General features: G+C 41.7%; 27 protein-coding genes. 15 read left to right on the plus strand and 12 right to left on the minus strand.

Annotation, left to right across the window (positions count from 1 at the left end; genetic code table 11):
• Window positions 1-110 precede the first annotated feature (110 nt).
• The 3 genes from rpsI to zapE all read right to left on the minus strand — a co-directional run bounded on the left by rpsI (window position 111) and on the right by zapE (window position 2,341).
• Window positions 111-500 carry a 30S ribosomal protein S9 gene (gene rpsI, locus H5180_RS20900; RefSeq protein WP_016710054.1) on the minus strand — a complete coding sequence of 130 codons (390 nt, stop codon included), beginning with the start codon at window positions 498-500 and terminating at the stop codon, window positions 111-113.
• A gap of 11 nt (window positions 501-511) precedes the next feature.
• Entirely contained in the window at window positions 512-940 is a 429-nt protein-coding gene (rplM, locus tag H5180_RS20905) for a 50S ribosomal protein L13 (protein WP_002957960.1), read from the minus strand.
• Between the two features lie 312 nt (window positions 941-1,252).
• Window positions 1,253-2,341: a cell division protein ZapE gene (zapE, locus tag H5180_RS20910; protein ID WP_145236796.1), complete on the minus strand. Its 1,089-nt coding sequence runs from the start codon at window positions 2,339-2,341 to the stop codon at window positions 1,253-1,255.
• Window positions 2,342-2,491: 150 nt separating this feature from the next.
• Between zapE and H5180_RS20915 the strand changes: the two genes are divergently transcribed.
• The 3 genes from H5180_RS20915 (at window position 2,492) to H5180_RS20925 (ending at window position 5,678) form a co-directional block, all read left to right on the plus strand.
• Window positions 2,492-2,932, plus strand: coding sequence for a YhcB family protein (locus H5180_RS20915; RefSeq protein WP_145236792.1), 441 nt, complete (start codon window positions 2,492-2,494; stop codon window positions 2,930-2,932).
• Between the two features lie 208 nt (window positions 2,933-3,140).
• Entirely contained in the window at window positions 3,141-4,493 is a 1,353-nt protein-coding gene (locus H5180_RS20920) for a Do family serine endopeptidase (RefSeq protein ID WP_145236789.1), read from the plus strand.
• Between the two features lie 102 nt (window positions 4,494-4,595).
• Complete coding sequence (locus H5180_RS20925; protein WP_145236786.1) at window positions 4,596-5,678, plus strand: trypsin-like peptidase domain-containing protein; 1,083 nt, start codon at window positions 4,596-4,598, stop codon at window positions 5,676-5,678.
• A gap of 39 nt (window positions 5,679-5,717) precedes the next feature.
• Here the strand turns inward: H5180_RS20925 and murA are convergent, their stop codons facing one another.
• The 7 genes from murA to mlaF are packed head-to-tail and all read right to left on the minus strand — an operon-like array spanning window position 5,718 to window position 10,378.
• Complete coding sequence (gene murA, locus H5180_RS20930) at window positions 5,718-6,977, minus strand: UDP-N-acetylglucosamine 1-carboxyvinyltransferase (RefSeq protein WP_145236783.1); 1,260 nt, start codon at window positions 6,975-6,977, stop codon at window positions 5,718-5,720.
• A gap of 13 nt (window positions 6,978-6,990) precedes the next feature.
• Entirely contained in the window at window positions 6,991-7,248 is a 258-nt protein-coding gene (locus tag H5180_RS20935) for a BolA family protein (protein ID WP_145236780.1), read from the minus strand.
• A gap of 5 nt (window positions 7,249-7,253) precedes the next feature.
• A complete protein-coding gene (locus tag H5180_RS20940) occupies window positions 7,254-7,547 on the minus strand; it encodes a lipid asymmetry maintenance protein MlaB (protein WP_145236776.1) in 294 nt (97 codons plus the stop codon).
• On the minus strand, window positions 7,540-8,214 hold the full coding sequence (locus tag H5180_RS20945; RefSeq protein ID WP_145236773.1) for a phospholipid-binding protein MlaC: 675 nt from the start codon (window positions 8,212-8,214) through the stop codon (window positions 7,540-7,542). The genes H5180_RS20940 and H5180_RS20945 overlap by 8 nt, the downstream gene beginning before the upstream one ends.
• 6 nt (window positions 8,215-8,220) lie before the next feature.
• Window positions 8,221-8,769 (minus strand): outer membrane lipid asymmetry maintenance protein MlaD, encoded by a 549-nt coding sequence (gene mlaD / locus H5180_RS20950; RefSeq protein WP_145236769.1) that lies wholly within the window; start codon window positions 8,767-8,769, stop codon window positions 8,221-8,223.
• A 14-nt stretch (window positions 8,770-8,783) separates the two neighbouring features.
• Window positions 8,784-9,563, minus strand: coding sequence for a lipid asymmetry maintenance ABC transporter permease subunit MlaE (gene mlaE, locus H5180_RS20955; RefSeq protein WP_145236765.1), 780 nt, complete (start codon window positions 9,561-9,563; stop codon window positions 8,784-8,786).
• Window positions 9,563-10,378, minus strand: coding sequence for a phospholipid ABC transporter ATP-binding protein MlaF (gene mlaF / locus H5180_RS20960; RefSeq protein ID WP_145237133.1), 816 nt, complete (start codon window positions 10,376-10,378; stop codon window positions 9,563-9,565). The genes mlaE and mlaF overlap by 1 nt, the downstream gene beginning before the upstream one ends.
• Before the next feature lie 255 nt (window positions 10,379-10,633).
• On the opposite strand from mlaF, the gene H5180_RS20965 reads away from it, so the two are divergent.
• From H5180_RS20965 to mgtE, 12 genes are all read left to right on the plus strand, one after another.
• Window positions 10,634-11,605 carry a calcium/sodium antiporter gene (locus H5180_RS20965; protein WP_145236761.1) on the plus strand — a complete coding sequence of 324 codons (972 nt, stop codon included), beginning with the start codon at window positions 10,634-10,636 and terminating at the stop codon, window positions 11,603-11,605.
• Between the two features lie 25 nt (window positions 11,606-11,630).
• Window positions 11,631-12,602, plus strand: coding sequence for a KpsF/GutQ family sugar-phosphate isomerase (locus tag H5180_RS20970; RefSeq protein ID WP_182759010.1), 972 nt, complete (start codon window positions 11,631-11,633; stop codon window positions 12,600-12,602).
• Complete coding sequence (kdsC, locus tag H5180_RS20975; protein WP_145236755.1) at window positions 12,602-13,153, plus strand: 3-deoxy-manno-octulosonate-8-phosphatase KdsC; 552 nt, start codon at window positions 12,602-12,604, stop codon at window positions 13,151-13,153. The genes H5180_RS20970 and kdsC overlap by 1 nt, the downstream gene beginning before the upstream one ends.
• A complete protein-coding gene (gene lptC, locus H5180_RS20980; protein WP_145236752.1) occupies window positions 13,150-13,704 on the plus strand; it encodes an LPS export ABC transporter periplasmic protein LptC in 555 nt (184 codons plus the stop codon). The genes kdsC and lptC overlap by 4 nt, the downstream gene beginning before the upstream one ends.
• Entirely contained in the window at window positions 13,694-14,227 is a 534-nt protein-coding gene (gene lptA, locus H5180_RS20985; RefSeq protein ID WP_145236749.1) for a lipopolysaccharide transport periplasmic protein LptA, read from the plus strand. The genes lptC and lptA overlap by 11 nt, the downstream gene beginning before the upstream one ends.
• Window positions 14,224-14,949, plus strand: a complete 726-nt coding sequence (lptB, locus tag H5180_RS20990) for an LPS export ABC transporter ATP-binding protein (RefSeq protein ID WP_145236746.1) — start codon at window positions 14,224-14,226, stop codon at window positions 14,947-14,949. Before lptA ends, lptB begins: the two co-directional genes overlap by 4 nt.
• 66 nt (window positions 14,950-15,015) lie before the next feature.
• Window positions 15,016-16,512, plus strand: coding sequence for an RNA polymerase factor sigma-54 (locus H5180_RS20995; protein WP_145236743.1), 1,497 nt, complete (start codon window positions 15,016-15,018; stop codon window positions 16,510-16,512).
• Window positions 16,513-16,540: 28 nt separating this feature from the next.
• A complete protein-coding gene (hpf, locus tag H5180_RS21000; RefSeq protein WP_145236739.1) occupies window positions 16,541-16,828 on the plus strand; it encodes a ribosome hibernation promoting factor in 288 nt (95 codons plus the stop codon).
• Window positions 16,829-16,832: 4 nt separating this feature from the next.
• A complete protein-coding gene (gene ptsN, locus H5180_RS21005; RefSeq protein WP_145236736.1) occupies window positions 16,833-17,285 on the plus strand; it encodes a PTS IIA-like nitrogen regulatory protein PtsN in 453 nt (150 codons plus the stop codon).
• Window positions 17,286-17,473: 188 nt separating this feature from the next.
• Window positions 17,474-18,316, plus strand: a complete 843-nt coding sequence (gene rapZ, locus H5180_RS21010) for an RNase adapter RapZ (RefSeq protein WP_145236732.1) — start codon at window positions 17,474-17,476, stop codon at window positions 18,314-18,316.
• A gap of 28 nt (window positions 18,317-18,344) precedes the next feature.
• Window positions 18,345-18,617 (plus strand): HPr family phosphocarrier protein, encoded by a 273-nt coding sequence (locus H5180_RS21015; RefSeq protein WP_064667815.1) that lies wholly within the window; start codon window positions 18,345-18,347, stop codon window positions 18,615-18,617.
• 124 nt (window positions 18,618-18,741) lie between these two features.
• On the plus strand, window positions 18,742-20,100 hold the full coding sequence (mgtE, locus tag H5180_RS21020) for a magnesium transporter (RefSeq protein ID WP_145236729.1): 1,359 nt from the start codon (window positions 18,742-18,744) through the stop codon (window positions 20,098-20,100).
• Between the two features lie 498 nt (window positions 20,101-20,598).
• On the opposite strand, the gene H5180_RS23670 is transcribed toward mgtE, so the two are convergent.
• On the minus strand, window positions 20,599-20,721 hold the full coding sequence (locus tag H5180_RS23670) for a hypothetical protein (protein WP_259399602.1): 123 nt from the start codon (window positions 20,719-20,721) through the stop codon (window positions 20,599-20,601).
• 338 nt (window positions 20,722-21,059) lie between these two features.
• Window positions 21,060-21,194, minus strand: coding sequence for a hypothetical protein (locus H5180_RS23675; RefSeq protein ID WP_259397404.1), 135 nt, complete (start codon window positions 21,192-21,194; stop codon window positions 21,060-21,062).
• Between the last annotated feature and the right edge of the window lie 9 nt (window positions 21,195-21,203).

Genomic DNA, 21,203 nt, shown 5'->3' on the forward strand with positions numbered 1-21,203 from the left:
TACTCTCGCTAACTTTACTCTCGCTAACTTTACTTTCGCTAACTTTTATAACTCCAAAAACAAAAAACCCAGCAGAAGCTGGGTTTTTGAAATTCTTGATAACGTAAATATTAACGTTTTGAGAACTGTGGACGCTTACGCGCTTTCTTAAGACCCACTTTCTTACGTTCAACTTTACGTGCATCACGAGTAACGAAACCTGCTTTACGAAGTTGTGGACGTAGTGACTCGTCAAACTCCATAAGTGCACGAGTGATACCGTGACGGATAGCACCAGCTTGACCAGTAGTACCACCACCAGCAACGGTGATGTAAAGATCAAACTTTTCAGTCATATCAACAAGCCCTAAAGCTTGACGAACAACCATGCGTGCTGTTTCGCGACCAAAATACTCTTCTAAAGAGCGATTGTTGATTACGATGTTACCAGTGCCTGGGCGTAAGAATACGCGAGCACTTGAACTTTTACGACGACCTGTACCGTAGTATTGATTTGCCATGTTAGTGCTCCTTAAATGTCTAGAACCTGAGGCTGTTGTGCAGCATGGTTGTGCTCAGTACCTGCGTAAACTTTAAGTTTACGGTACATTGCGCGGCCTAAAGGACCACGTGGCAACATGCCCTTAACAGCCTTCTCGATGATCATTTCAGGCTTTGCAGCTTGAAGTTTATCAAAAGTAGTAGACTTAAGACCACCTGGGAAACCAGAGTGAGCATAGTACACTTTATCTTTGAACTTGTTACCAGTTACAGTAACTTTCTCCGCGTTGATAACGATGATGTAATCACCAGTATCTACGTGTGGAGTGTACTCAGCTTTGTGCTTACCGCGTAGGCGATGAGCGATTTCAGTAGCGATGCGACCTAAAGTTTTACCTTCAGCGTCAACTACGTACCAGTCACGTTTTACTGTTTCTGGTTTAGCAACAAACGTTTTCATTTATAAAAATCCAATGTTTTTCAATTAAAACCACAGGTAATTATTATTAATTACCGCTCTAAATGTTTGCTCCAACCCCTTCGAGTTTAAGACTTTTGCGCCATTCAAAAGAGGCTAATCTAATGAAGGCAATAGAACGCAACGTGGCAGACGCGGGAGTATACCAGCACTTTTATCACATTGCTACTCGACGGTTGTTTTTTCCACAAGAAAATTGTTCTATCAGCTATCAAAACTTTGTCCCTATCAACTTAAGAGTCAAGAAAATATTCTCTTTACCTGACGGCTGATGGCTTATAACTTACAGCTACATTAAACCAAATGCTCTCTTGCTAGGTACTCTAACGACTGCATTTCTTGCAATCGACTAATACAACGTCTGAACTCAAAGTTAAGGTTGCCTTGCGTGTAGAGTTCCGTAATAGGTTTTTCAGCAGAAATAATAAGTGTGACGTGGCGTTCGTAAAACTCATCGACTAACGCAATAAAGCGCCTGGCGGCATCATCGTTATTTTGGCCAAGCTGTTTTACGTTCGATAAAATAACGGTGTTATATAAACGGCTTATTTCCATATAATCGACTTGGCTACGTGCGGTTTCACACAACTGAGAGAAATCAAACATCACAATACAATCAGCGACCTTACGGGTTTTGATCATTCGCCCTTCGATTTCGATGGGGTGATCGAGTTTCCCCGGCTCTGGAGATAACTTATCAAAATACTCAAACAGATTTTTATCGGCTTGTTCATCTAGTGGGCTATGAAATATCTCTGCTTGCTCTAAAGTACGCAATCGGTAATCAATGCCAGAATCCACATTCACAATCTCAGTGTTTGCATTAACAAGTGCGATTGCAGGCAAAAAGCGAGCACGCTGCAAACCATTTCGATATAACTCATCAGGTATAATGTTAGACGTTGCCACTAACACAATGCCGCGCGCAAATAAGGCTTCCATTAAACCACCAAGCAGCATGGCATCAGTAATGTCTTGCACAAAAAATTCGTCAAAGCAGATAATGTCGGTTTCAGCTTTAAAAATATCAGCCACAACTTCTAAGGGATTAGCAGTTTTGTCTAATTTTTTTAGCTCTTCGTGAACACGGTGCATAAAACGATGAAAATGCACGCGCATCTTGCGTGTTCCCGGCAGCGCCTCATAGAAGGTATCAACCAAATAGGTTTTACCACGCCCTACTCCCCCCCAAAAATACAAACCTTTTATAGGCGCCGTGCTATTTTTATTAAATAGTTTAGAGAACCAGCCTCTAGCTGCGGGCTTTTGTGCTGTTAAGTCATCGAAGAGCCTTTGTAGATGACGTACTGCATTTTCTTGCGCAGCATCGTAAACAAAGTCTTCACGCTGTAAATCTTGTTGGTACTTTTGCCAAGGAGTCATAGATAGTTACAATAAAACACGGTTTAATTTACGCAATATGTTAACACGCATCGTAACTCGGGGTATATTAGCAGCAACAGGATTTATTCTTGAGTACGCAATCTAGGCGTTATTTTATTTTTATGTATTAATTCCCAAAGGGGTAGAATTATGGGTACAGTTACTTGGATCGGCATTATTGTTATTGTGGCAGTAGCTGCATTTTTCCTTGGCGCCTTCGTCACTAAAAAGCAATTTAAGCAAGATGAATTAGAGCAACAAGCAGAACAAGCTAAAAATGCATTAGAGCAATACCGTCAAGATGTTGCAGATCATTTAGCAAGCACTGGTAGACTCGTCAACAAAATGAAAGACAACTACGACCAATTGTTAAATCATGTTGATGAAACTAACAAGCTGCTACTAGCTGATAAAAAACAGCATCCTAACGAACCATTTTTTTCTAAAGAAACGACTGAGCAGCTACAGCGCTCACTAAAGGAACGCCAAAGTGACCGTTCATCGGCACATGCTCAACCTGCTGATTATGTATCAGGTGAATCAGGCTTATTCGCCGGCGAACCAAAAGTAGCCGAGCCGGACAAAGTTTAATTAAGGTTTCAGAAATTTCTAAAGCTTCTTGATGAACTTTTTTTTGACCCCATAGTCTGTTTATAAAGCAGCTTATGTTTTACATGCATTTCAAAACATTCTAAAGAGCGAACCTACTTTAAAATGTTTTGAACTAAATTGATAAAAGGCTGCTTATGCAGCCTTTTTTGTTTGTGCTTTTTCCTGTGATGTGGAGTAAACCCTGACTATGAAAATGAAATTATCGTTAATCAGTGCAGCAATGTTATCTGCCAGTTTATTATTAACCCCTTCAGTATCAATGGCTAAGATGCCTATCGCAGTCAATGGTCAACAATTACCGACGTTAGCGCCGATGCTAGAACAAATAACACCAGGCGTTGTTAGTATCCAAGTCTCCGGTTCAAAGGAAGTCCGTCGTCGCGCTGATCCGCTTGATTTCTTTTTTGGCAATCCGCAACCGCGTAGCCAAAAGCGTGAATTTAGTGGTTTAGGCTCAGGCGTTATTATTGACGCCAAAGAAGGCTATGTCGTTACCAATAACCACGTAGTTCAAGATGCTGAAAAAATGTTGGTTACTCTTGAAGATGGTCGTGAATACGAAGCAACTAAAATCGGTAGCGATAAAGAATCAGACATCGCGTTATTAAAAATTGATGCCGAGGATTTAGTCGCCGTTAAACTGGCAAACTCAGATCAACTACGAGTGGGTGACTTTGCAGTAGCGATTGGTAACCCATTTGGTTTAAGCCATACTGTTACCTCAGGGATTGTTAGTGCACTGGGGCGTAGTGGTTTAAATATTGAAGGTTATGAAGATTTTATTCAAACCGATGCTGCAATTAATCAAGGTAACTCAGGTGGTGCGTTAGTTAACTTAAACGGTGAGCTAATTGGTATTAACACGGCCATTTTAGGTGCATCGGGTGGCAATGTTGGTATCGGCTTTGCGATCCCATCCAATATGATGAAAAATCTCGTTGACCAAATTATTGAACATGGTGAAGTACGCCGTGGCTCACTAGGTATTTCTGGGCGCCCACTGGATGCTGGCCTTGCTAAAGCACAACAGCTTGATGTAAAACAAGGCGCTTATGTTATGCAAGTAATGGATGATTCTGCCGCCAGTGAAGCCGGTATTAAAGCTGGTGACGTAATTATTAGTATTGATGGTAGTGAGATCAGCGGCTTCCATGAACTGCGCAGTAAAATCGCCACGCTAGGTGAAGGCAGAAAGGTAAAATTAGGCATTTATCGTGATGGTAAAGTGCAAACCGTTAAAGTGACCCTTGATGGCGCATCAGCACTAACCGCAGCCGGTGATGAACTACATCCAGCCTTCCAAGGTGCAACACTTGAAAACACCCAAAAGAATGGTAATAAAGGGGTTGAGGTGACAACTGTTGATCCGCGCTCACCAGCGGCTAGAGTAGGCCTTGAAGAAGGCGACGTGGTAATGCAAGTAAACCGTCAGCGTGTTGAAACAATTAGTGACATGAATAAGATCATCGAAAATACTAAAGGTAACATCGTACTTGGAGTACAACGCGGTCGTGAGTCGGTATTTGTTTTAATCCAATAAAATAAATATTAGGTAAATAACATAAATAATAGCAGTGGTACTTGCCGCTGCTATTTTTTTTGTGCCATCATTAGAAGATCGCTCATTAAGAATAAGAAAATTGTGCTGAAATTTTTTAAGTTTGTCCTCCCCCCGCTATTTGCCGGACTCGGTATCGCATTTTTGGTAGTATTTTTTAGCCCAAATATGCGTGCAACGCTGTTACCCAATGTACCCTTACCAAGTGCTATGAGTATTGACCATTTGAGCTTTGCCGATGCAGTACAGCGCGCAGCGCCATCTGTTGTGACAATCATTTCTGAGAGCATTTCAAAGGAACCTCGTTATAAACGGCAAAACACCGTGCAAGAACTTGGCTCCGGTGTAATCATGTCAAGTGATGGCTATATTCTTACCAACTATCATGTGATTAATAATGCTGATCAAATTATGGTGCTGCTTACTGATGGCCGCCGTTATTTTGATGTTCAGCTCATCGGCTTTGATACCATCACCGACTTAGCACTGTTGAAAATTAACGTGGAGCATTTGCCCGTTATTCCAATTAGTGAGCGTTTTACGCCACGTGTGGGCGATGTGGTACTGGCGATTGGTAATCCGCTTAATTTAGGACAAACAATCACCCAAGGGATCATCAGTGCCACGGGTAAACAAAAAATTACCGATAGTCCTTACAATAGCCTACTACAGATGGATGCGGCAATTAATGTCGGCAATTCAGGTGGCGCGCTAGTAAACTCTAACGGTGACTTGGTTGGGATCACCTCTGCACAATTTAAAACCCGAGAGAACCTCGATATCCAAGGCATATTCTTCGCAGTACCTTACTCATTAGCAAAAGAGGTAATGGATAAACTGATCCGTCATGGCCGTGTTGTACGTGGTTATTTGGGCTTCACCGGTACTGCCGTTGATAGTACGGGTAAAGAAGTTAGCGATAAATTCACCCCTGTTGCGGGCTTGCGTATAACCAATCTAGATCCATTAGGTCCAGCATGGCAAGCTGGTATTAAAGAACAAGATATTGTGATTAAAATTGCCGGTGAAGATGTCACTAACCCGCAAAAAACCTTGACCACAATTGGTAATTCAGAGCCGGGGCATGAAATAGAGTTTGAACTTTATCGAAGCGGAGAAGTACTAAAAGTGATGGTGAAGGTTGCAGAGTTAGAGACTAAACTATAAAACCTAGGGCCTAGAAGCTAGGACCTAGGTTCTAGGCTATTAACTACTTCGACGTTTGATGTTAGCACCTAACGCGCTGAGTTTATCTTCAATCCGTTGATAACCACGATCAACGTGGTAAATACGGTCAACAACCGTCTCACCTTGTGCCACAATACCAGTCAAAATTAGGCTCGCTGATGCACGTAAATCAGTTGCCATTACTTGTGCGCCACTCAAACTCTTAGTGTCACCACAAATTGCCGTATTCCCCTCTAAACGAATGTTAGCACCCATGCGTTGTAGTTCTGGTACATGCATAAAACGGTTTTCAAAAATCGTCTCGGTAATGGTCGCACTGCCATTAGCAACTACATTTAACGCAGTAAACTGTGCTTGCATATCGGTAGGAAAACCTGGGTGTGGCATGGTTTTGATATTAACGGCTTTAAGCTCACGGCCACGCATATCAAGATAAATACTATCTTTATGTACTTCAATCAAAGCATTAGTCGCACGCAATTTTTCAATTACAGGCTCTAAACTATGAAAATCGGTAAGCTTACATAGCACTTCACCACCCGCCATTGCTGCGGCCACTAAAAATGTGCCAGTTTCAATCCGATCTGGCAAGATGCGATGCTCACAACCATGCAACTTTTCAACACCCTCAATTTCAATACGGCTAGTGCCTGCACCGCTAATTTTTGCCCCCATTGCTGTTAAGCAAGCAGCTAAATCTATAATCTCTGGTTCACGCGCCGCGTTTTCTAATACGGTTTTGCCATCAGCTAAGGTTGCGGCCATTAATAAATTTTCGGTCGCGCCAACGCTGACCATTTCCATGTAGATTTCAGCACCTTTTAAACGCCCATCTACCTTGGCATTGATATAACCATTTTCAACGCTAATAACAGCGCCCATGCGCTCCAAACCTTGAATATGAATATCAACCGGGCGAGCACCAATTGCACAACCACCAGGAAGCGATACTTGTGCTTGACCAAAACGAGCAACCAATGGACCTAATGCTAATACTGACGCACGCATTTGTTTGACTAACTCGTAAGGGGCCAATGTTTTATCAACTTTGCCACCATCAATAACGAGCTGTTCGCCGTGCCAGTGTATTTCTGCGCCGAGGGTTTTTAATAATGCTTCAGTAGTGCCGATATCACGCAGGCGAGGAACATTATTAAAGGTACTTTTACCGTCAGCTAATAATGCTGCAAACAAAATAGGTAAAGCGGCATTTTTAGCGCCAGAGATAGTGACTTCACCGGCAAGTCCGGTTCCACCCTGAATTACAAATTGATCCATGAGGAAACCTTTTTTATTGAGGTAAAATGAATTTTTGTTCGCGCTTCCACTCAGTTGGCGTAAATGCACGGATCGAAACTGCGTGAATTGTGCCGTCAGAAATGGTGTTCATCAACGGACCATATACCAGCTGTTGTTTTTTCACTCGGCTTAAACCATCAAAACAATCGCCGACTGCGATAACTTCATAATGACTACCGTTGGCTTTCACATGTACTTCAGCTAATTGCAATGCGTCGCGCAATAAGGTTTCGACTTGGCTTGTTTCCATAACTCTCACTCAAATAGGTTGGTAACCTGTCCTAACTGCATCAACTTTTGCAGTTGTTCAGGAATATTTTGCAATTCAAGGTGAATACCTTGCTGCTTTAATTCTGCGAAAGAGTGAATTAACCAAGCTAAGCCCGCCGTGTCAACCCTAGACACCTCAGAAAGGTCAAAATACCAGTTTTTATGGTTACTTTGTGAGTTTTTATTCAGAAGTCGTTCAGCGGAAATTGAATTTCGAGTCAATTCACCACTGACTCGATAGTGCTGTTCGTCAAGCTGAGTAACCGTTACTTTACTCATTACCGCCGTCACCTCTAAATTGCACTGGCAACTTACTTTTCTGTTCAAGTAGGTCACTTACATGGTTAATACCTTGCTGGCGCAAAATGCCTTGAAATTCACTTTGCTTGGCATCTAATAAACTAATGCCTTCGGCAACCATGTCATAAGCACGCCATTCGCCATCGCGATCTTCACGTACTTTAAAATCAATTTTAATTTCCGGCTTGCCTGGCTCGACAATTTTGGTTTTCACTAATACTAGGTCTTGTCCTGTAAACTCTTTGCTTGCACCAAACTCTACTTTTTGGTTGGTGTATTGCGTAAACACACCAGCATAAGTAGCGATTAAGTATTCTTGAAACACATCAATAAAGTGTTTAATATCCTCAACTGCTTGTTTTTGCTCGGCAGGATCTTTAATCGCACGTACTTTTGATACATGACTTCCTAATACACGCAGTGCAGCATATTTATAATCAATGTAAGGCATCAACTCTTCTTTGACAATAACCCGTAGGTGCTCCTTATCTTTTTCGATTAAAGGCTGGTCACGAGTAATACGTTGAAAAGTATTATCAGATACTTGGCGGACCATTTTATATGGGTCTGTTAAATTGACCGCATCGCTTGCTACGCTAATGGCACTGAAAGTCAGCGCAACTACCATTAAAAATTTCTTAAACATAATTACTTACTCGCCGCCTTGATTGAATAAAAATTGCCCGATTAACTCTTCAAGCACCAATGCTGATTTCGTGTCAGTGATATAGTCGCCATCATTTAAGGCTTTGCTCTCAACACCAAATAACTCGTCTAACCCTAAGTTTTTATCATCACTCGTTACCGCAACACCTAAACACGCTTGTTCAGCTGATTTTGGGGCAATAACAGGGTTAATCCCCAAGTATTGCTCACCGAGAATGCCTGATGTCAGGATTGAAACTGAGCTGGTATCTGAAAAACGACATTGATATTGCGCATCAATCGTCATATCAACAACTGGCACAAATTCTTTTGGGTGAATTGAAATTCCCTCAACTCGACCAACCACTACACCACCTACTTTAATCGGCGCACGTGTTTTTAATGAACCAATGTTTTCAAATTTGGCTTTCAATAAGTAGGTTTCGCCGTTGCCGCTGATCCCTGCATTGGCAACTTTTAACGCCAACATAGCAAAAGCTGCTATGCCTAGCGCAACAAAAAAACCAACTAAAATTTCTAATTTCCGTGAATTCATTATCTATACCTTTATTAGCTAGTAAACATTACCGCTGTCAAAATAAAATCAAACCCTAAAACAGCCAAAGATGAGTGTACAACTGTCTCTGTTGTTGCTTTACTGATCCCTTCAGAGGTCGGTATACAATCGTAGCCTTTATAAAGCGCAATCCATGTAACCACGATGGCAAATACAAAACTCTTGATCATGCCATTTAAAATATCTTGCTGGAATGACACTTGTGACTGCATGATTGACCAAAAACTCCCCGTATCAACACCCAACCAATCAACCCCCACTAAATGAGCACCAATAATTGCAACTGCTGAAAATATCAACGCCAGTAATGGCATACTGATAAAGCCCGCCCAAAAGCGTGGCGCGATAATACGTTTAAGAGGGTCAATAGCCATCATTTCAAGACTTGATAACTGCTCAGTCGCTTTCATTAAACCTATTTCTGCGGTTAATGCACTACCAGCTCGCCCGGCAAACAATAATGCAGTAACAACAGGGCCTAACTCTCTAAGTAAACTCAATGCTACTAATGGGCCTAAGCTATCCTCTGCACCATAACCAACTAGTACGGTGTAGCCTTGCAACGCCAACACCATACCAATGAATAAGCCCGACACCATGATAATCAATAGTGACTGCGAGCCGACCATATATAATTGCCGTATTAAAAGCGGCGTGCCTTTTCTAAAATTAGGCAAACTCCACAACGCACCTATCAACATCTGAGTAGAGCGACCAAGTGCAGCAAACCGTCCTAACGTTTTATGACCTAGCATTTGCAAAAAATCAAACATCAGCGGCGCCCTCCCAGTAATTCTTCTTGATAAGGTTGAGCAGGAAAATGAAACGGCACTGGGCCATCAGATAATCCTTTTAAGAACTGCTGAACTAGGGCCGATTCATGATTACGCATTTCATCCGGTGTACCGCTACCAATAACGCCTTGATCGGCAATAATGATAACGTGATCGGCAATACTCATTACTTCTGTTACATCGTGAGTTACGATTAATGATGATAACCCAAGCACTTGATTAAGCGACTTAATCAACTTAACCAACACACCCATGGAGATAGGGTCTTGGCCTGCAAATGGCTCATCATACATAATTAATTCAGGATCAAGCGCGATTGAACGCGCTAATGCAGCACGACGTGCCATACCACCTGACAGCTCAGAAGGCATTAGATCTTGTGCGCCACGCAAGCCAACAGCTTGTAATTTCATTAGCACCACAAGGCGAATTAAATCTTCACTTAGACGAGTGTGTTCACGCAGCGGAAAAGCGATATTGTCAAATACTGACATATCGGTAAATAATGCGCCGCTTTGGAACAACATACTCATTTTGGTTCGCGCCGCATAAAGCTCTTTGCGCGACATGGCAGGAATGTTATTACCTTCGAATAAAATAGTGCCGCTATCTGGTTTTAATTGGCCACCAATTAAACGCAACATGGTGGTTTTACCAATTCCGCTTGGCCCCATAATTGCCGTAATTTTTCCTTTCGGGACACTAAAGCTCATATTTTTATATATACAGCGATTGCCCCTAGAAAAGCTTACATCCTTGATTTCTACTATTGGTTGCGACAAGTCGCTCTCCATTACTATTTTCACTAGTTCACCTATTTTAAGCGTTTTTACAGCAAGATGGAAAAAACAAATCGTAAAATTTTGTAATATTCTATGTAATAGCGCTGCAAACCTTACAGCAGTAGGCTTAACCGTCGCTTAAATAATTATTCTCAGTCCAAATCAGTCCATAATCTAACAAGCTTCGCAGATTCTTTTATTTATACTTTCAGGTTGGCTTTTGTTACTATTTGCAGTCATCTCATTTTGAATAATTGGCGTAACGTAATGGTGACTTCTTTTGTCATTTTAATTCTCGGATTTGCAGCTCTCGTTTGGAGTGCAGATCGCTTTGTATATGGTGCTGCGGCACTGGCAAAAAATTTCGGTGTTCCTACTCTTATTGTTGGTTTAACAGTTGTTGCTATGGGCTCGTCAGCCCCTGAAATGATGGTCTCAGCATCAGCTGCGCTTGCAGGTAAAACTGACACTGCCGTGGGTAATGCCGTTGGCTCAAATATCACTAATATTCTACTTGTTTTAGGTATTACCGCGCTATTGCGCCCACTATCAGTATCATCAATGACATTAAAACGCGAAATGCCGCTTGTGCTGCTAGTGTCAATCGCCGCCTGGTATATATTTTCGGATAACTACTTTTCATTTGCTGAGGGCGTTGCATTAATCATAGGCTTTGTGGTCTTTATTGCGGGCTTAGTTATTATTTCTATTCGCGCTAAAAACCAAGCTGATGACCCATTTGTAAGTGAAGCCTGTGAAGACGTACCAGATAACGTGCCCACCAAATCGGCTTTATTTTGGTTAATTATTGGTATGATATTACTGCCTGTCAGCTCACATTTTTTAGTTGGCTCAGCAGTTGATATAGCCAAATACTTTGGCCTAAGTGATTTAGTAATAGGGTTAACCATTATTGCTATTGGCACCAGTCTGCCTGAGCTGGCAGCCTGTATTGCTGGGGTATTAAAAAACGAAGATGATTTAGCACTGGGTAATATTGTTGGCTCAAATATCTTTAACATTTTAGCTGTGTTGCCACTGGCTGGGATTATCAACCCTTCAATTATTGACCCTTCAGCTGCAAACCGTGATGCCTTAATTATGATTGGTGCCACCATAGCCCTTATAGCTATGTCCTTGAGCTTTAAAGGTACAAGGCGCATTAATAGAGTTGAAGGTGGCCTGTTATTGGTCGCATTTTTAGCATATCAGAGTTATATTTTTAGCCAAGTTGCTTAATGCTACCCACAAAATGGATAACACAATGACGCAGTTAAATTTTATTGAACAAGGTAAGCGGGTGCTAGAAATAGAGCGCCAAGCACTGCTTGATATAACCCAATATCTAGACGAAAACTTTAATCAAGCTTGCCAATTGATGTATCAATGTCACGGAAGGATCATAGTAGTCGGTATGGGGAAATCTGGGCATATTGGTAATAAAATTGCTGCAACACTGGCAAGCACTGGCACGCCTGCGTTTTTTGTCCATCCGGGTGAGGCAAGTCATGGTGATTTAGGGATGATCACTCGTGATGACGTGGTTATGCTTATTTCTAACTCAGGCGAAACCAGCGAAGTACTGAATATTATTCCGGTTATTAAACGTATTGGCGCAAAAATGATCGCCATGACAGGTAACCCTGAATCATCAATGGCAAATTGGGCTGATGCTCATGTATGCATCAAAGTAAGTCAAGAGGCCTGCCCATTAGGACTCGCCCCGACTGCGAGCACGACTGCAACGCTTGCGATGGGTGATGCAATAGCCGTTGCTCTGTTAGAAACCCGAGGCTTTACTGCCGATGACTTTGCGCTATCGCATCCAGGGGGAAGCTTAGGCAAACGTTTACTATTGTGTTTAAAAGATATTATGCACAGTGGCCCAGCAACGCCTATGATCAATGACAAGCAATGTATCAAAGATGCATTAATCGAAATGTCGGCCAAGGGCTTAGGTATGACGGCCATTGTTGACGACACAGGGCAACTTGCAGGGCTTTTTACTGACGGTGATTTACGCCGAATTTTAGAGCAACGAATGGATATTCACAGTACTTTGATCAGCACTGTCATGACCCGCTCTTGCACTACAGCAACTGCAGATATGCTTGCCGCCGAGGCACTCAATATTATGGAGAATAAGCGTATCAATGGCTTAATTGTAGTTGATGATAAACACCACCCTATTGGTGCTCTTAATATGCAAGATTTGCTCAAAGCAGGAGTTTTATAATGCAGTTTGCTGACTTATATCAGCCACTTTCAGATGATGCGAGCGAGCGAGCACAAAAAATCAAACTCCTGATCTGTGATATCGACGGGGTGTTTTCAGATGGCCGCATTTATCTTGGCAATCAAGGTGAAGAACTCAAAGCGTTTAATACTAAAGATGGTTTTGGTATCAAAGCACTGATCAATAGCGGTTTTGAAGTTGCCGTGATCACCGGTCGTCATTCACAGATAGTTCAGCAACGGATGACTAGCCTGACAGTACCGCATATTTACCAAGGTCAAGAAAACAAGTTGCAAGCTTATCAACAGCTCAAAGATAAATTGCAGTTAAGCGATGAACAAATCGCTTACATAGGCGATGACGGGCCTGACTTGCCGGTAATGGAATTAGTTGGTTTTGCGGTGGCAGTAAATGATGCTCACCCCTTGATCAAGCGAGTTTCACATTATACAACCATGCTCCCTGGTGGTTTTGGAGCGGTGCGTGAACTCACTGATTTATTAATGCTCGAAAATGGTAAATCATTAACTAGCGAAGGCACAAGCTCATGAATAGTGCGCGTTTAATATTATGCGTATTATTTGTCGGCTGTATGGTATGGCTGTGGTATCCGTATTTTTATCAAAGCACTGCCATAAAACAAAACCAAGAAGATATAATAGCAAAACCTGATTATACTGCGGTGGCATTAAAACAAACCGCGTTTGATGAACAAGGTAAAATTAGCCACAAAGTAACAGCTGCAAAAATGGAACTTTACCAACAGTTAGGGTTTACTTACTTTGAACAACCTATTTTTACACTCTATAATCAACAGCAAACGTGGCAAATTAATGCCGATGAAGCCACCCTATATGAAAATCATCAATTAATTTTAGAAGGTAATGTGGTTGCTAAAAACCTGACCAATAATGCCATGATTGAACATATAAACGCAGATAATATTCAGGTTGATATTGAACTACAAACCATGAGTTCAGAACAACCAGTTGAATTAATCGGACCAAATTTAAAGATCACTGGGCGCGGCCTCCATGCCGACTTAAAAGCCGAAGTGGTAGAACTAATTAACCATACGCGAACCATATATTATGACCAATAAATTTGCTCACTTGCTTGTGATACCAAGCTTATTCATTGCCTTTGCAAGCTTTGCTGAAAATACGGCACCACCTGCGGATCAAGTCTCTATCAGTGCTGAAAAGCAGCTTGCCCAACTGAAAGATAATATCGGTATTTTTGAAAAAAATGTTGAAATCATTCATGGTAACCGCCGTATCAAAGCGGATCGACTTGAAGTCCATAAGCGCGAAGATTTAGGCAATAACAAACAATTGCTTGTTGCAACTGGTAACCCTGCTTACTTTGAAGAAAAACAAACTGATGGCACAATAATGAGCGCCAGTGCTGATGAAGTCCGTTACGATGTCGCCAAGCGCTATTTAACGTTAATTGGTAATGCACAAGTCACTCAAGCAGGTCAAAAAATTAATGCCAAAAGCATTACCTATGATATGGACCAACAGCTGATCAGTGCTGAAAAAGGCGCAAGCTCAAACGATCGCGTACACACTATTTTGGTACCTGTTGACAGTAAAAAAGACAAACCTAAAGGGCAGCCATGAGTATATTAAAAGCTGAATTTTTAGCAAAAAGCTATAAAGGTCGCCAAGTTGTAAAAAGCGTGGGTTTAGAAGTTAGCGCAGGCAGCATTGTTGGCTTACTGGGTCCTAATGGCGCAGGTAAAACCACCACTTTTTATATGATTGTGGGTTTAGTACCTAGCGACAAAGGTAAAATAAGTATTGATGATAATGACATCACTTTACTGCCAATGCACAGTCGCGCACGGTTAGGGATTGGCTACTTACCACAAGAATCATCCATCTTTCGTAAGTTAACTGTTTATCAAAACCTGATGGCTATTTTAGAAACTCGTAAAGAGCTGAATAAACAAGCCAGAGAAGAAGCACTAGACAGCTTACTTGATGAGTTTAGCATTCAACATATTCGCGACAGCCAAGGTATGGCATTATCTGGTGGTGAACGTCGTCGAGTTGAAATTGCACGCGCTTTAGCCGCAAATCCAAAATTTATCTTACTTGATGAGCCTTTTGCTGGCGTTGATCCTATTTCAGTGTTAGATATAAAGAAGATTATTGAACACCTTAAAAACCGTGGTATTGGCGTACTTATTACCGACCACAATGTACGAGAAACCCTTGATGTTTGTGAAAAAGCCTACATAGTTTCTCATGGGGAGTTAATTGCATCAGGTACCCCTGAGCATGTACTTGCCGACCAAACAGTCCGCGATGTTTACCTGGGCGAGCAATTTAGGCTATAAAGCCACGCTCGGCTAAGTATCTGCTAGACTTAACGATGATAACAATAAAAGGATTGTTAGAGATACATGAGGCAATCACTCCAGCTGCGCATGGGCCAGCAACTTACAATGACACCACAGCTGCAACAAGCAATTCGCTTATTGCAACTCAGTACATTGGATCTCCAGCAAGAAATTCAAGAAGCACTCGACAGCAATCCATTGTTAGAGCTAGAAGAGCATGAATATTCAGACGACACGGCTGGTAAAAACGAACAAAAACAAGACAACGATGACTTAACTGTTAGTGCATCAGCAGACGACAAGCCCAGCGAATATGAACAAGAAAGTAGCGAAGCATTAAGCAAAGAGACTTTAAGTGACGAAATGGCTATGGACGTCACCTGGGACGAATACATGAGTGCTGCGCCAAATACGTCATCCGGCCCAATGCCTGAAGATGAGTCAATTTATCAAGGTGCTTCAACTGAAACCCTGCACGAATATCTGATGTGGCAATTACAGCTCACACCTTTTAGTCCAACCGATGAAGCTATTGCCATTGCGATTGTTGAAGCTGTTGACGATTCAGGTATTTTAACCTTGAGCTGCGAAGACATCGCAGAGAGCTTAAATCAAGGTAATAACGAAGAAGAAATCGAACTAGACGAAGTGCAAGCAGTGTTAAAACGCATTCAGTTATTTGACCCTGTTGGTATTGCTGCGCGCAGCCTACAAGAATGTTTATGTATTCAATTAAATCAATTTGATCCTGCAACTCCTTGGATTAGCGAGACTAAAATGATTTTAACTGATCATATCGATTTATTAGCTAGTCGTGACTATCGCACTTTGATGAAAAAGACTAAGCTTAAAGAAGATGAGCTGAAAGAAGTAATGACATTGATCCACAGCCTTAACCCAAAGCCTGCGGATACTATAGTACGCGAAGAGTCAGAGTATGTTATACCTGATGTTTCGGTGAAAAAAATTAAAGGTCGCTGGGTGGTTGAACTTAATCCAGACAGCATGCCAAAAATTAGAGTGAACAGCCAATATGCGGCAATGTCACGCTCAGTAAAATCAAGCACTGACAGCCAATTTATACGTTCGCATTTGCAAGAAGCTAAATGGTTTATTAAAAGCCTAGAAAGTCGTAACGAGACGTTACTCAAAGTAACTAACTGCATTGTAAAACAACAGCAGGGATTCTTTGAGCATGGCCCTGAAGCAATGCGACCTATGGTACTAAACGACGTTGCTGAAATGGTTGAGATGCACGAATCAACAATCTCTCGCGTAACGACACAAAAGTACATGCATACCCCCCGTGGTATTTTTGAGTTAAAGTATTTTTTCTCAAGTCATGTAAGCACTGAGAACGGCGGCGAATGCTCTTCGACAGCTATTCGAGCATTGATCAGAAAATTGATCAGTGCAGAAAACTCAGCGAAACCATTGAGTGATAGTAAGATTGCAGATATATTGGCAGAGCAAGGTATCAAAGTAGCTAGACGGACTATTGCAAAATACCGCGAGTCGCTGGCTATTCCACCGTCAAATCAACGTAAAAGTTTGATTTAAGGCGTAAAATCACAAGAGGAAAATGCTTATGCAACTAAATTTAACTGGTCGTCACGTAGAAATTACTGATTCATTAAGAGACTATGTAAACAATAAGTTTGCCAAGCTTGAAAGGCATTTTGATCATATCAATAATGTCCATGTTATTCTTGATGTAGAAAAACTAAGCCAAAAAGCAGAGGCCACATTACATGTCAGTGGCGCTGAATTATTTGCCTCGACTGAGCACCAAGACATGTATGCAGCTATTGACGGACTAATCGATAAACTTGATCGTCAAGTAATTAAACACAAAGAGAAGCACGCTCGACACTAACACTATGAAATTAAGCTCACTTATTTGTCAGGACTGCAGTAAAGCTGCGGTCCTTTTTAATAGCAAAAAACGGATCATTGAATTTATAAGCCAATTGGCTCATGAACAACTCCCTCAGCTATCACAACAAGAAATCCTCAACGCACTACTATCGAGAGAAAAACTAGGTAGTACCGGTATTGGTCGTGGTATTGCTATCCCTCATGGCCGTATGAGTGGTGTTGAAAACCCGCTAGCAATAATTTTAGTGAGTGAATCACCGGTTGATTTTGATGCGATTGATAATCGCCCAGTTGATATATTTGTAGCCCTCATCGTACCAGATGGTGACAGCCAACTTCATTTGAAGACGTTAGCCACAATTGCTGATAAACTCAATAACAAAGATTTTTGTAAACAACTACGTAGCGCAAAAACAGACCAAGATTTGTATCATGTAATTGCAGCTCAATCGTAGTCATACCAATTGTATTGTATTGAATTAGAGAGTAATTATTGCAACAGGAAAATAGCTCTAGAACAAGGTGGAAATTATGAGATATAGTTGTTCTATATAAATAATTTTAAACAAAGTTAGTGGGTTATTTAACAAGCAAGAATGAGCATGTTTTTAATAAAATTGGTATTAAATGAAGGAGAATTTACATGGAGTTAATCATCATCAGTGGGCGTTCTGGCTCAGGTAAATCTGTTGCTTTACGTGTAGTAGAAGATCTTGGCTATTATTGTGTAGATAATATTCCAGTTAACTTATTACCGTCATTAGTACGCAGTGTCTCTGATAATTACGACAAAATAGCCGTCAGTATCGATGTTCGTAATTTACCGAAAGAGCAGGAAGAATTTAACGACATTCTTGAATACTTGCCTGGTTTTGCAAATCCGACGCTATTTTATTTAGACAGTGATGATCAAACCCTGATCAAACGCTTTTCTGAAACCCGCCGCTTACACCCATTATCTTTGGACTCTTTGCCACTGGATTTAGCCATCAAGCAAGAAAAAGTGTTGCTTGATGTATTAACTACTCGTGCTGATTTCATGCTTGATACCACAGATCTCAGTGTCCACCAGCTTGCTGAGTCAATCCGTGAAAAGATTTTAGGGAAAAAAGATAAAAAACTAATCATCACCTTTGAATCATTTGGTTTTAAGCATGGTATTCCAAAAGAAGCCGATTATGTATTTGATGCACGTTTTTTACCTAATCCACACTGGGAGCCTGAGTTAAAACCGCTCACAGGCCTGGATCAACCAGTAAAAGATTATTTAGCCAGTCACAGTATCGTGCAAAAATTCACTTGGCAGATCCAAACCTTTGTACAAACTTGGTTACCGCACTTAGAACGTAATAACCGCAGTTACTTAACAATTGCTATTGGTTGCACCGGTGGTCAACATCGCTCAGTTTATCTAGCGCAAACTATAGGTGAAAGCTTCTCGATGAGCCACAGTAATGTGAAAATTCGCCATCGTGAACAAGAATAACAACTCACGTTTACAGTAAGGAATGTTGATGCGCTTAGAAGATACATTTTTAATAAAAAACAAACTCGGTTTACATGCTCGCGCAGCCAGCGTATTAGCGCAATTAGCTGTGCAGTTTGATGCCAGCATCACACTTCATCAAGATGACAAACAAGCCGCAGGCGACAGCGTACTGGGCTTAATGCTATTAGAAAGTAGCCAAGGCAAAGAAGTTAAAGTTGTATGTGAGGGCCCGGACGCTGAACCTGCTCTTGCAGCAATTGGTGAGTTGATCGCACAACGCTTTAACGAACAAGAATAGCTCGTAGTCAGTACCACTAAATTGCGTTAAACTGAATAAAGTCGTTAATTAAACAGACCAAGCGCGTTAATTATCGACAACAGTTACCCTACCTATCAAGTGTATTAATTTTTTAAGGACGCCAATGCCAGAAGCTTTTGAACAAGATTACCCACTACAACAACTAAAACAAGTGACCAAGTCACTTAACAGTGGTCAATTTGTTCAAGTAAGGCGTATGTTGGCAAAAACAGCTCCGTGTGACACCGCATTATTACTCGAGTCATCCCCGCATAAGATTCGTACCTTATTATGGCAACTGGTTGATCCAGATGTACAAGGTGACGTACTTGAAGAACTATCAGAAGATGTTCGTTTAGGGATCATTGCCCAAATGGAGCCGAAGCACATCGCTGCGGCAACTGAGGACATGAGTCACGATGATCTAGGGGAAGTACTACGTAGCCTACCTGATACCGTCTACAAAGACGTTGTTAGTGCCATGGACAGCCAAGATCGAGAACGTGCAACTCAAGCACTCTCTTATCAAGAGCGCTCTGCTGGCGCGCTGATGAACACCGATACAGTGACCATCCGCCCTGATGTCACTATCGACGTAGTACTGCGCTACTTACGTTTACGTGGTGAGCTACCAGAAGGTACCGATGATCTTTATGTTGTTGATAAACATAACTGCTTTATAGGTGCCATGTCGTTAACGACCTTGTTGACTAACTCGCCAGATAAAATCATTCGCGACTTAATGGATGAAGATTGTGAATCTATCCTCATTTCGATGGATGAAACCGATGTAGCACAACTGTTTGAACGTCATAACTGGATATCAGCCCCAGTGGTTGATGATAATGACCACCTACTTGGCCGTATCACCATCGATGATATCGTTGACGTTATCCGTGAAGACGCCGAGCATAGCTTATTAAGCCTAGCTGGTCTTGATGATGAAGAAGATACCTTTGCTCCGGTGTTAAAAAGTTCGAAAAAGCGCTCAATTTGGCTTGGCGTTAACTTGTTAACCGCGCTACTTGCTGCGATTGTGGCAAGCTTCTTTGAAAACACTTTAGCAATTTTACCTATTCTAGCAGTACTCAACGGTATAGTGCCATCCATGGGTGGTGTTGCGGGCAGCCAAACATTAACACTCGTAATACGTGGTATTGCAGTGGGTCATATCAACCAAACTAACCAACGCTTTTTACTGATCAAAGAGCTTGCAATCGGCGCAATAAACGGAATTGTTTGGTCTATTTTAATTGCCGGTGTTGTTGCTATTTGGCAATGGGACTTTAAGCTTGGCGGCGTACTCGCCTTTGCCATGTTTATGAACTTAGTAGCCGCAGGTATCGCCGGTGCCAGTATTCCGCTGCTATTGAAAAAAATGAAAATTGATCCTGCATTAGCTGGCAGCGTGGTACTGACAACCGTAACCGATATTGTAGGTATATTCGCCTTCCTAGGCACTGCGACATGGTTGTTGGTGTAGATAGAAATAGAGGTTCTAGGTTTACATCGTAATGTAGGAAATGGCTTTAGCCATGAATGTTATCAACCGCGCGGCATAAAGCACCGCCTACGCTTTAAACATCGGAGCTAGGTTTTAGGCTCTAGGTCCTAGTCACTTCCCTAGCACCTAGTACCTTTGTCTTCCTAGCACCTTTAATCTTTTCGCGGCGGCAAGCCACTCGCCTACAAGTGATTTAACACCGAGATAAACGTTAACACCCGTAGGCGTTAAGCTTACTGACGCACAAACTCCGAGCCACATTTAAAACGCAGTGGCAAGCCACTCGCCTACAGTGAGTAATTAAACACTGAGACTAACGTTAACACCCGTAGGCGTTGAGCTTGCTGACGCACAAACTCCGAGCCACATTTAAAACGCGGTGGCAAGCCACTCGCCTACAAGTAAGTAATAAACATCAAAGTAAAATTTAACTCCCGTAGGCGTTGAGCTTGCTGACGCACAAACTCCGAGCCACATTTAAAACGCAGTGGCAAGCCACTCGCCTACAAGTGATTTAACACCGAGATAAACGTTAACACCCGTAGGCGTTAAGCTTGCTGACGCACCAATACCAGAGCACATTTCAAAACGCGGTGGCAAGCCACTCGCCTACAGTGAGTAATTAAACACTGAGATTAACGTTAACACCATTAGGCGTTGAGCTTGCTGACGCACAAACACCGATACAATATTTAATATCGCGGTGGCAAGCCACTCGCCTACAAGTGATTTAACACTGAGATTAACGGTAACACCCGTAGGCGTTAAGCTTGCTGACGCAAAAACACCTATGACTATAATAAAATGAGAGGTTAAACATTCTTGGGGAAGGTTATAAGTGGATGTTCTTAATTAAAATAACAACATGCACTTATAATTTTGATATATAACATCCTAGCAAAATCCTTCTAGTATTTGATATTTATATACTCTGATATTTAAAGCCCATTCCTTGCTGCTTTGACTTCGCTCCTTGATGCGCTATTCATTAGCTCCTTCCATTGTTGTGCCGTCCAAAGTGGCTTTGCGCTTTTTACGATCCCTTGTTGGTTTTTCCTTAATACGTTATCCATAATGTTACT

It is taken from the genome of Pseudoalteromonas sp. SR41-4 (genome assembly GCF_014163985.1).
Lineage (GTDB): Bacteria > Pseudomonadota > Gammaproteobacteria > Enterobacterales > Alteromonadaceae > Pseudoalteromonas > Pseudoalteromonas rhizosphaerae.

Excerpts from the sequence above, each read along its gene's own strand:
- rpsI (WP_016710054.1), bottom strand. The coding sequence starts at position 500 with ATGGCAAATCAATACTACGGTACAGGTCGTCGTAAAAGTTCAAGTGCT.
- rplM (WP_002957960.1), bottom strand. The coding sequence starts at position 940 with ATGAAAACGTTTGTTGCTAAACCAGAAACAGTAAAACGTGACTGGTAC.
- zapE (WP_145236796.1), bottom strand. The coding sequence starts at position 2,341 with ATGACTCCTTGGCAAAAGTACCAACAAGATTTACAGCGTGAAGACTTT.
- H5180_RS20915 (WP_145236792.1), top strand. The coding sequence starts at position 2,492 with ATGGGTACAGTTACTTGGATCGGCATTATTGTTATTGTGGCAGTAGCT.
- H5180_RS20920 (WP_145236789.1), top strand. The coding sequence starts at position 3,141 with ATGAAAATGAAATTATCGTTAATCAGTGCAGCAATGTTATCTGCCAGT.
- murA (WP_145236783.1), bottom strand. The coding sequence starts at position 6,977 with ATGGATCAATTTGTAATTCAGGGTGGAACCGGACTTGCCGGTGAAGTC.
- H5180_RS20935 (WP_145236780.1), bottom strand. The coding sequence starts at position 7,248 with ATGGAAACAAGCCAAGTCGAAACCTTATTGCGCGACGCATTGCAATTA.
- H5180_RS20940 (WP_145236776.1), bottom strand. The coding sequence starts at position 7,547 with ATGAGTAAAGTAACGGTTACTCAGCTTGACGAACAGCACTATCGAGTC.
- H5180_RS20945 (WP_145236773.1), bottom strand. The coding sequence starts at position 8,214 with ATGTTTAAGAAATTTTTAATGGTAGTTGCGCTGACTTTCAGTGCCATT.
- mlaD (WP_145236769.1), bottom strand. The coding sequence starts at position 8,769 with ATGAATTCACGGAAATTAGAAATTTTAGTTGGTTTTTTTGTTGCGCTA.
- mlaE (WP_145236765.1), bottom strand. The coding sequence starts at position 9,563 with ATGTTTGATTTTTTGCAAATGCTAGGTCATAAAACGTTAGGACGGTTT.
- mlaF (WP_145237133.1), bottom strand. The coding sequence starts at position 10,378 with ATGGAGAGCGACTTGTCGCAACCAATAGTAGAAATCAAGGATGTAAGC.
- H5180_RS20965 (WP_145236761.1), top strand. The coding sequence starts at position 10,634 with ATGGTGACTTCTTTTGTCATTTTAATTCTCGGATTTGCAGCTCTCGTT.
- H5180_RS20970 (WP_182759010.1), top strand. The coding sequence starts at position 11,631 with ATGACGCAGTTAAATTTTATTGAACAAGGTAAGCGGGTGCTAGAAATA.
- kdsC (WP_145236755.1), top strand. The coding sequence starts at position 12,602 with ATGCAGTTTGCTGACTTATATCAGCCACTTTCAGATGATGCGAGCGAG.
- lptC (WP_145236752.1), top strand. The coding sequence starts at position 13,150 with ATGAATAGTGCGCGTTTAATATTATGCGTATTATTTGTCGGCTGTATG.
- lptA (WP_145236749.1), top strand. The coding sequence starts at position 13,694 with ATGACCAATAAATTTGCTCACTTGCTTGTGATACCAAGCTTATTCATT.
- lptB (WP_145236746.1), top strand. The coding sequence starts at position 14,224 with ATGAGTATATTAAAAGCTGAATTTTTAGCAAAAAGCTATAAAGGTCGC.
- H5180_RS20995 (WP_145236743.1), top strand. The coding sequence starts at position 15,016 with ATGAGGCAATCACTCCAGCTGCGCATGGGCCAGCAACTTACAATGACA.
- hpf (WP_145236739.1), top strand. The coding sequence starts at position 16,541 with ATGCAACTAAATTTAACTGGTCGTCACGTAGAAATTACTGATTCATTA.
- ptsN (WP_145236736.1), top strand. The coding sequence starts at position 16,833 with ATGAAATTAAGCTCACTTATTTGTCAGGACTGCAGTAAAGCTGCGGTC.
- rapZ (WP_145236732.1), top strand. The coding sequence starts at position 17,474 with ATGGAGTTAATCATCATCAGTGGGCGTTCTGGCTCAGGTAAATCTGTT.
- H5180_RS21015 (WP_064667815.1), top strand. The coding sequence starts at position 18,345 with ATGCGCTTAGAAGATACATTTTTAATAAAAAACAAACTCGGTTTACAT.
- mgtE (WP_145236729.1), top strand. The coding sequence starts at position 18,742 with ATGCCAGAAGCTTTTGAACAAGATTACCCACTACAACAACTAAAACAA.
- H5180_RS23675 (WP_259397404.1), bottom strand. The coding sequence starts at position 21,194 with ATGGATAACGTATTAAGGAAAAACCAACAAGGGATCGTAAAAAGCGCA.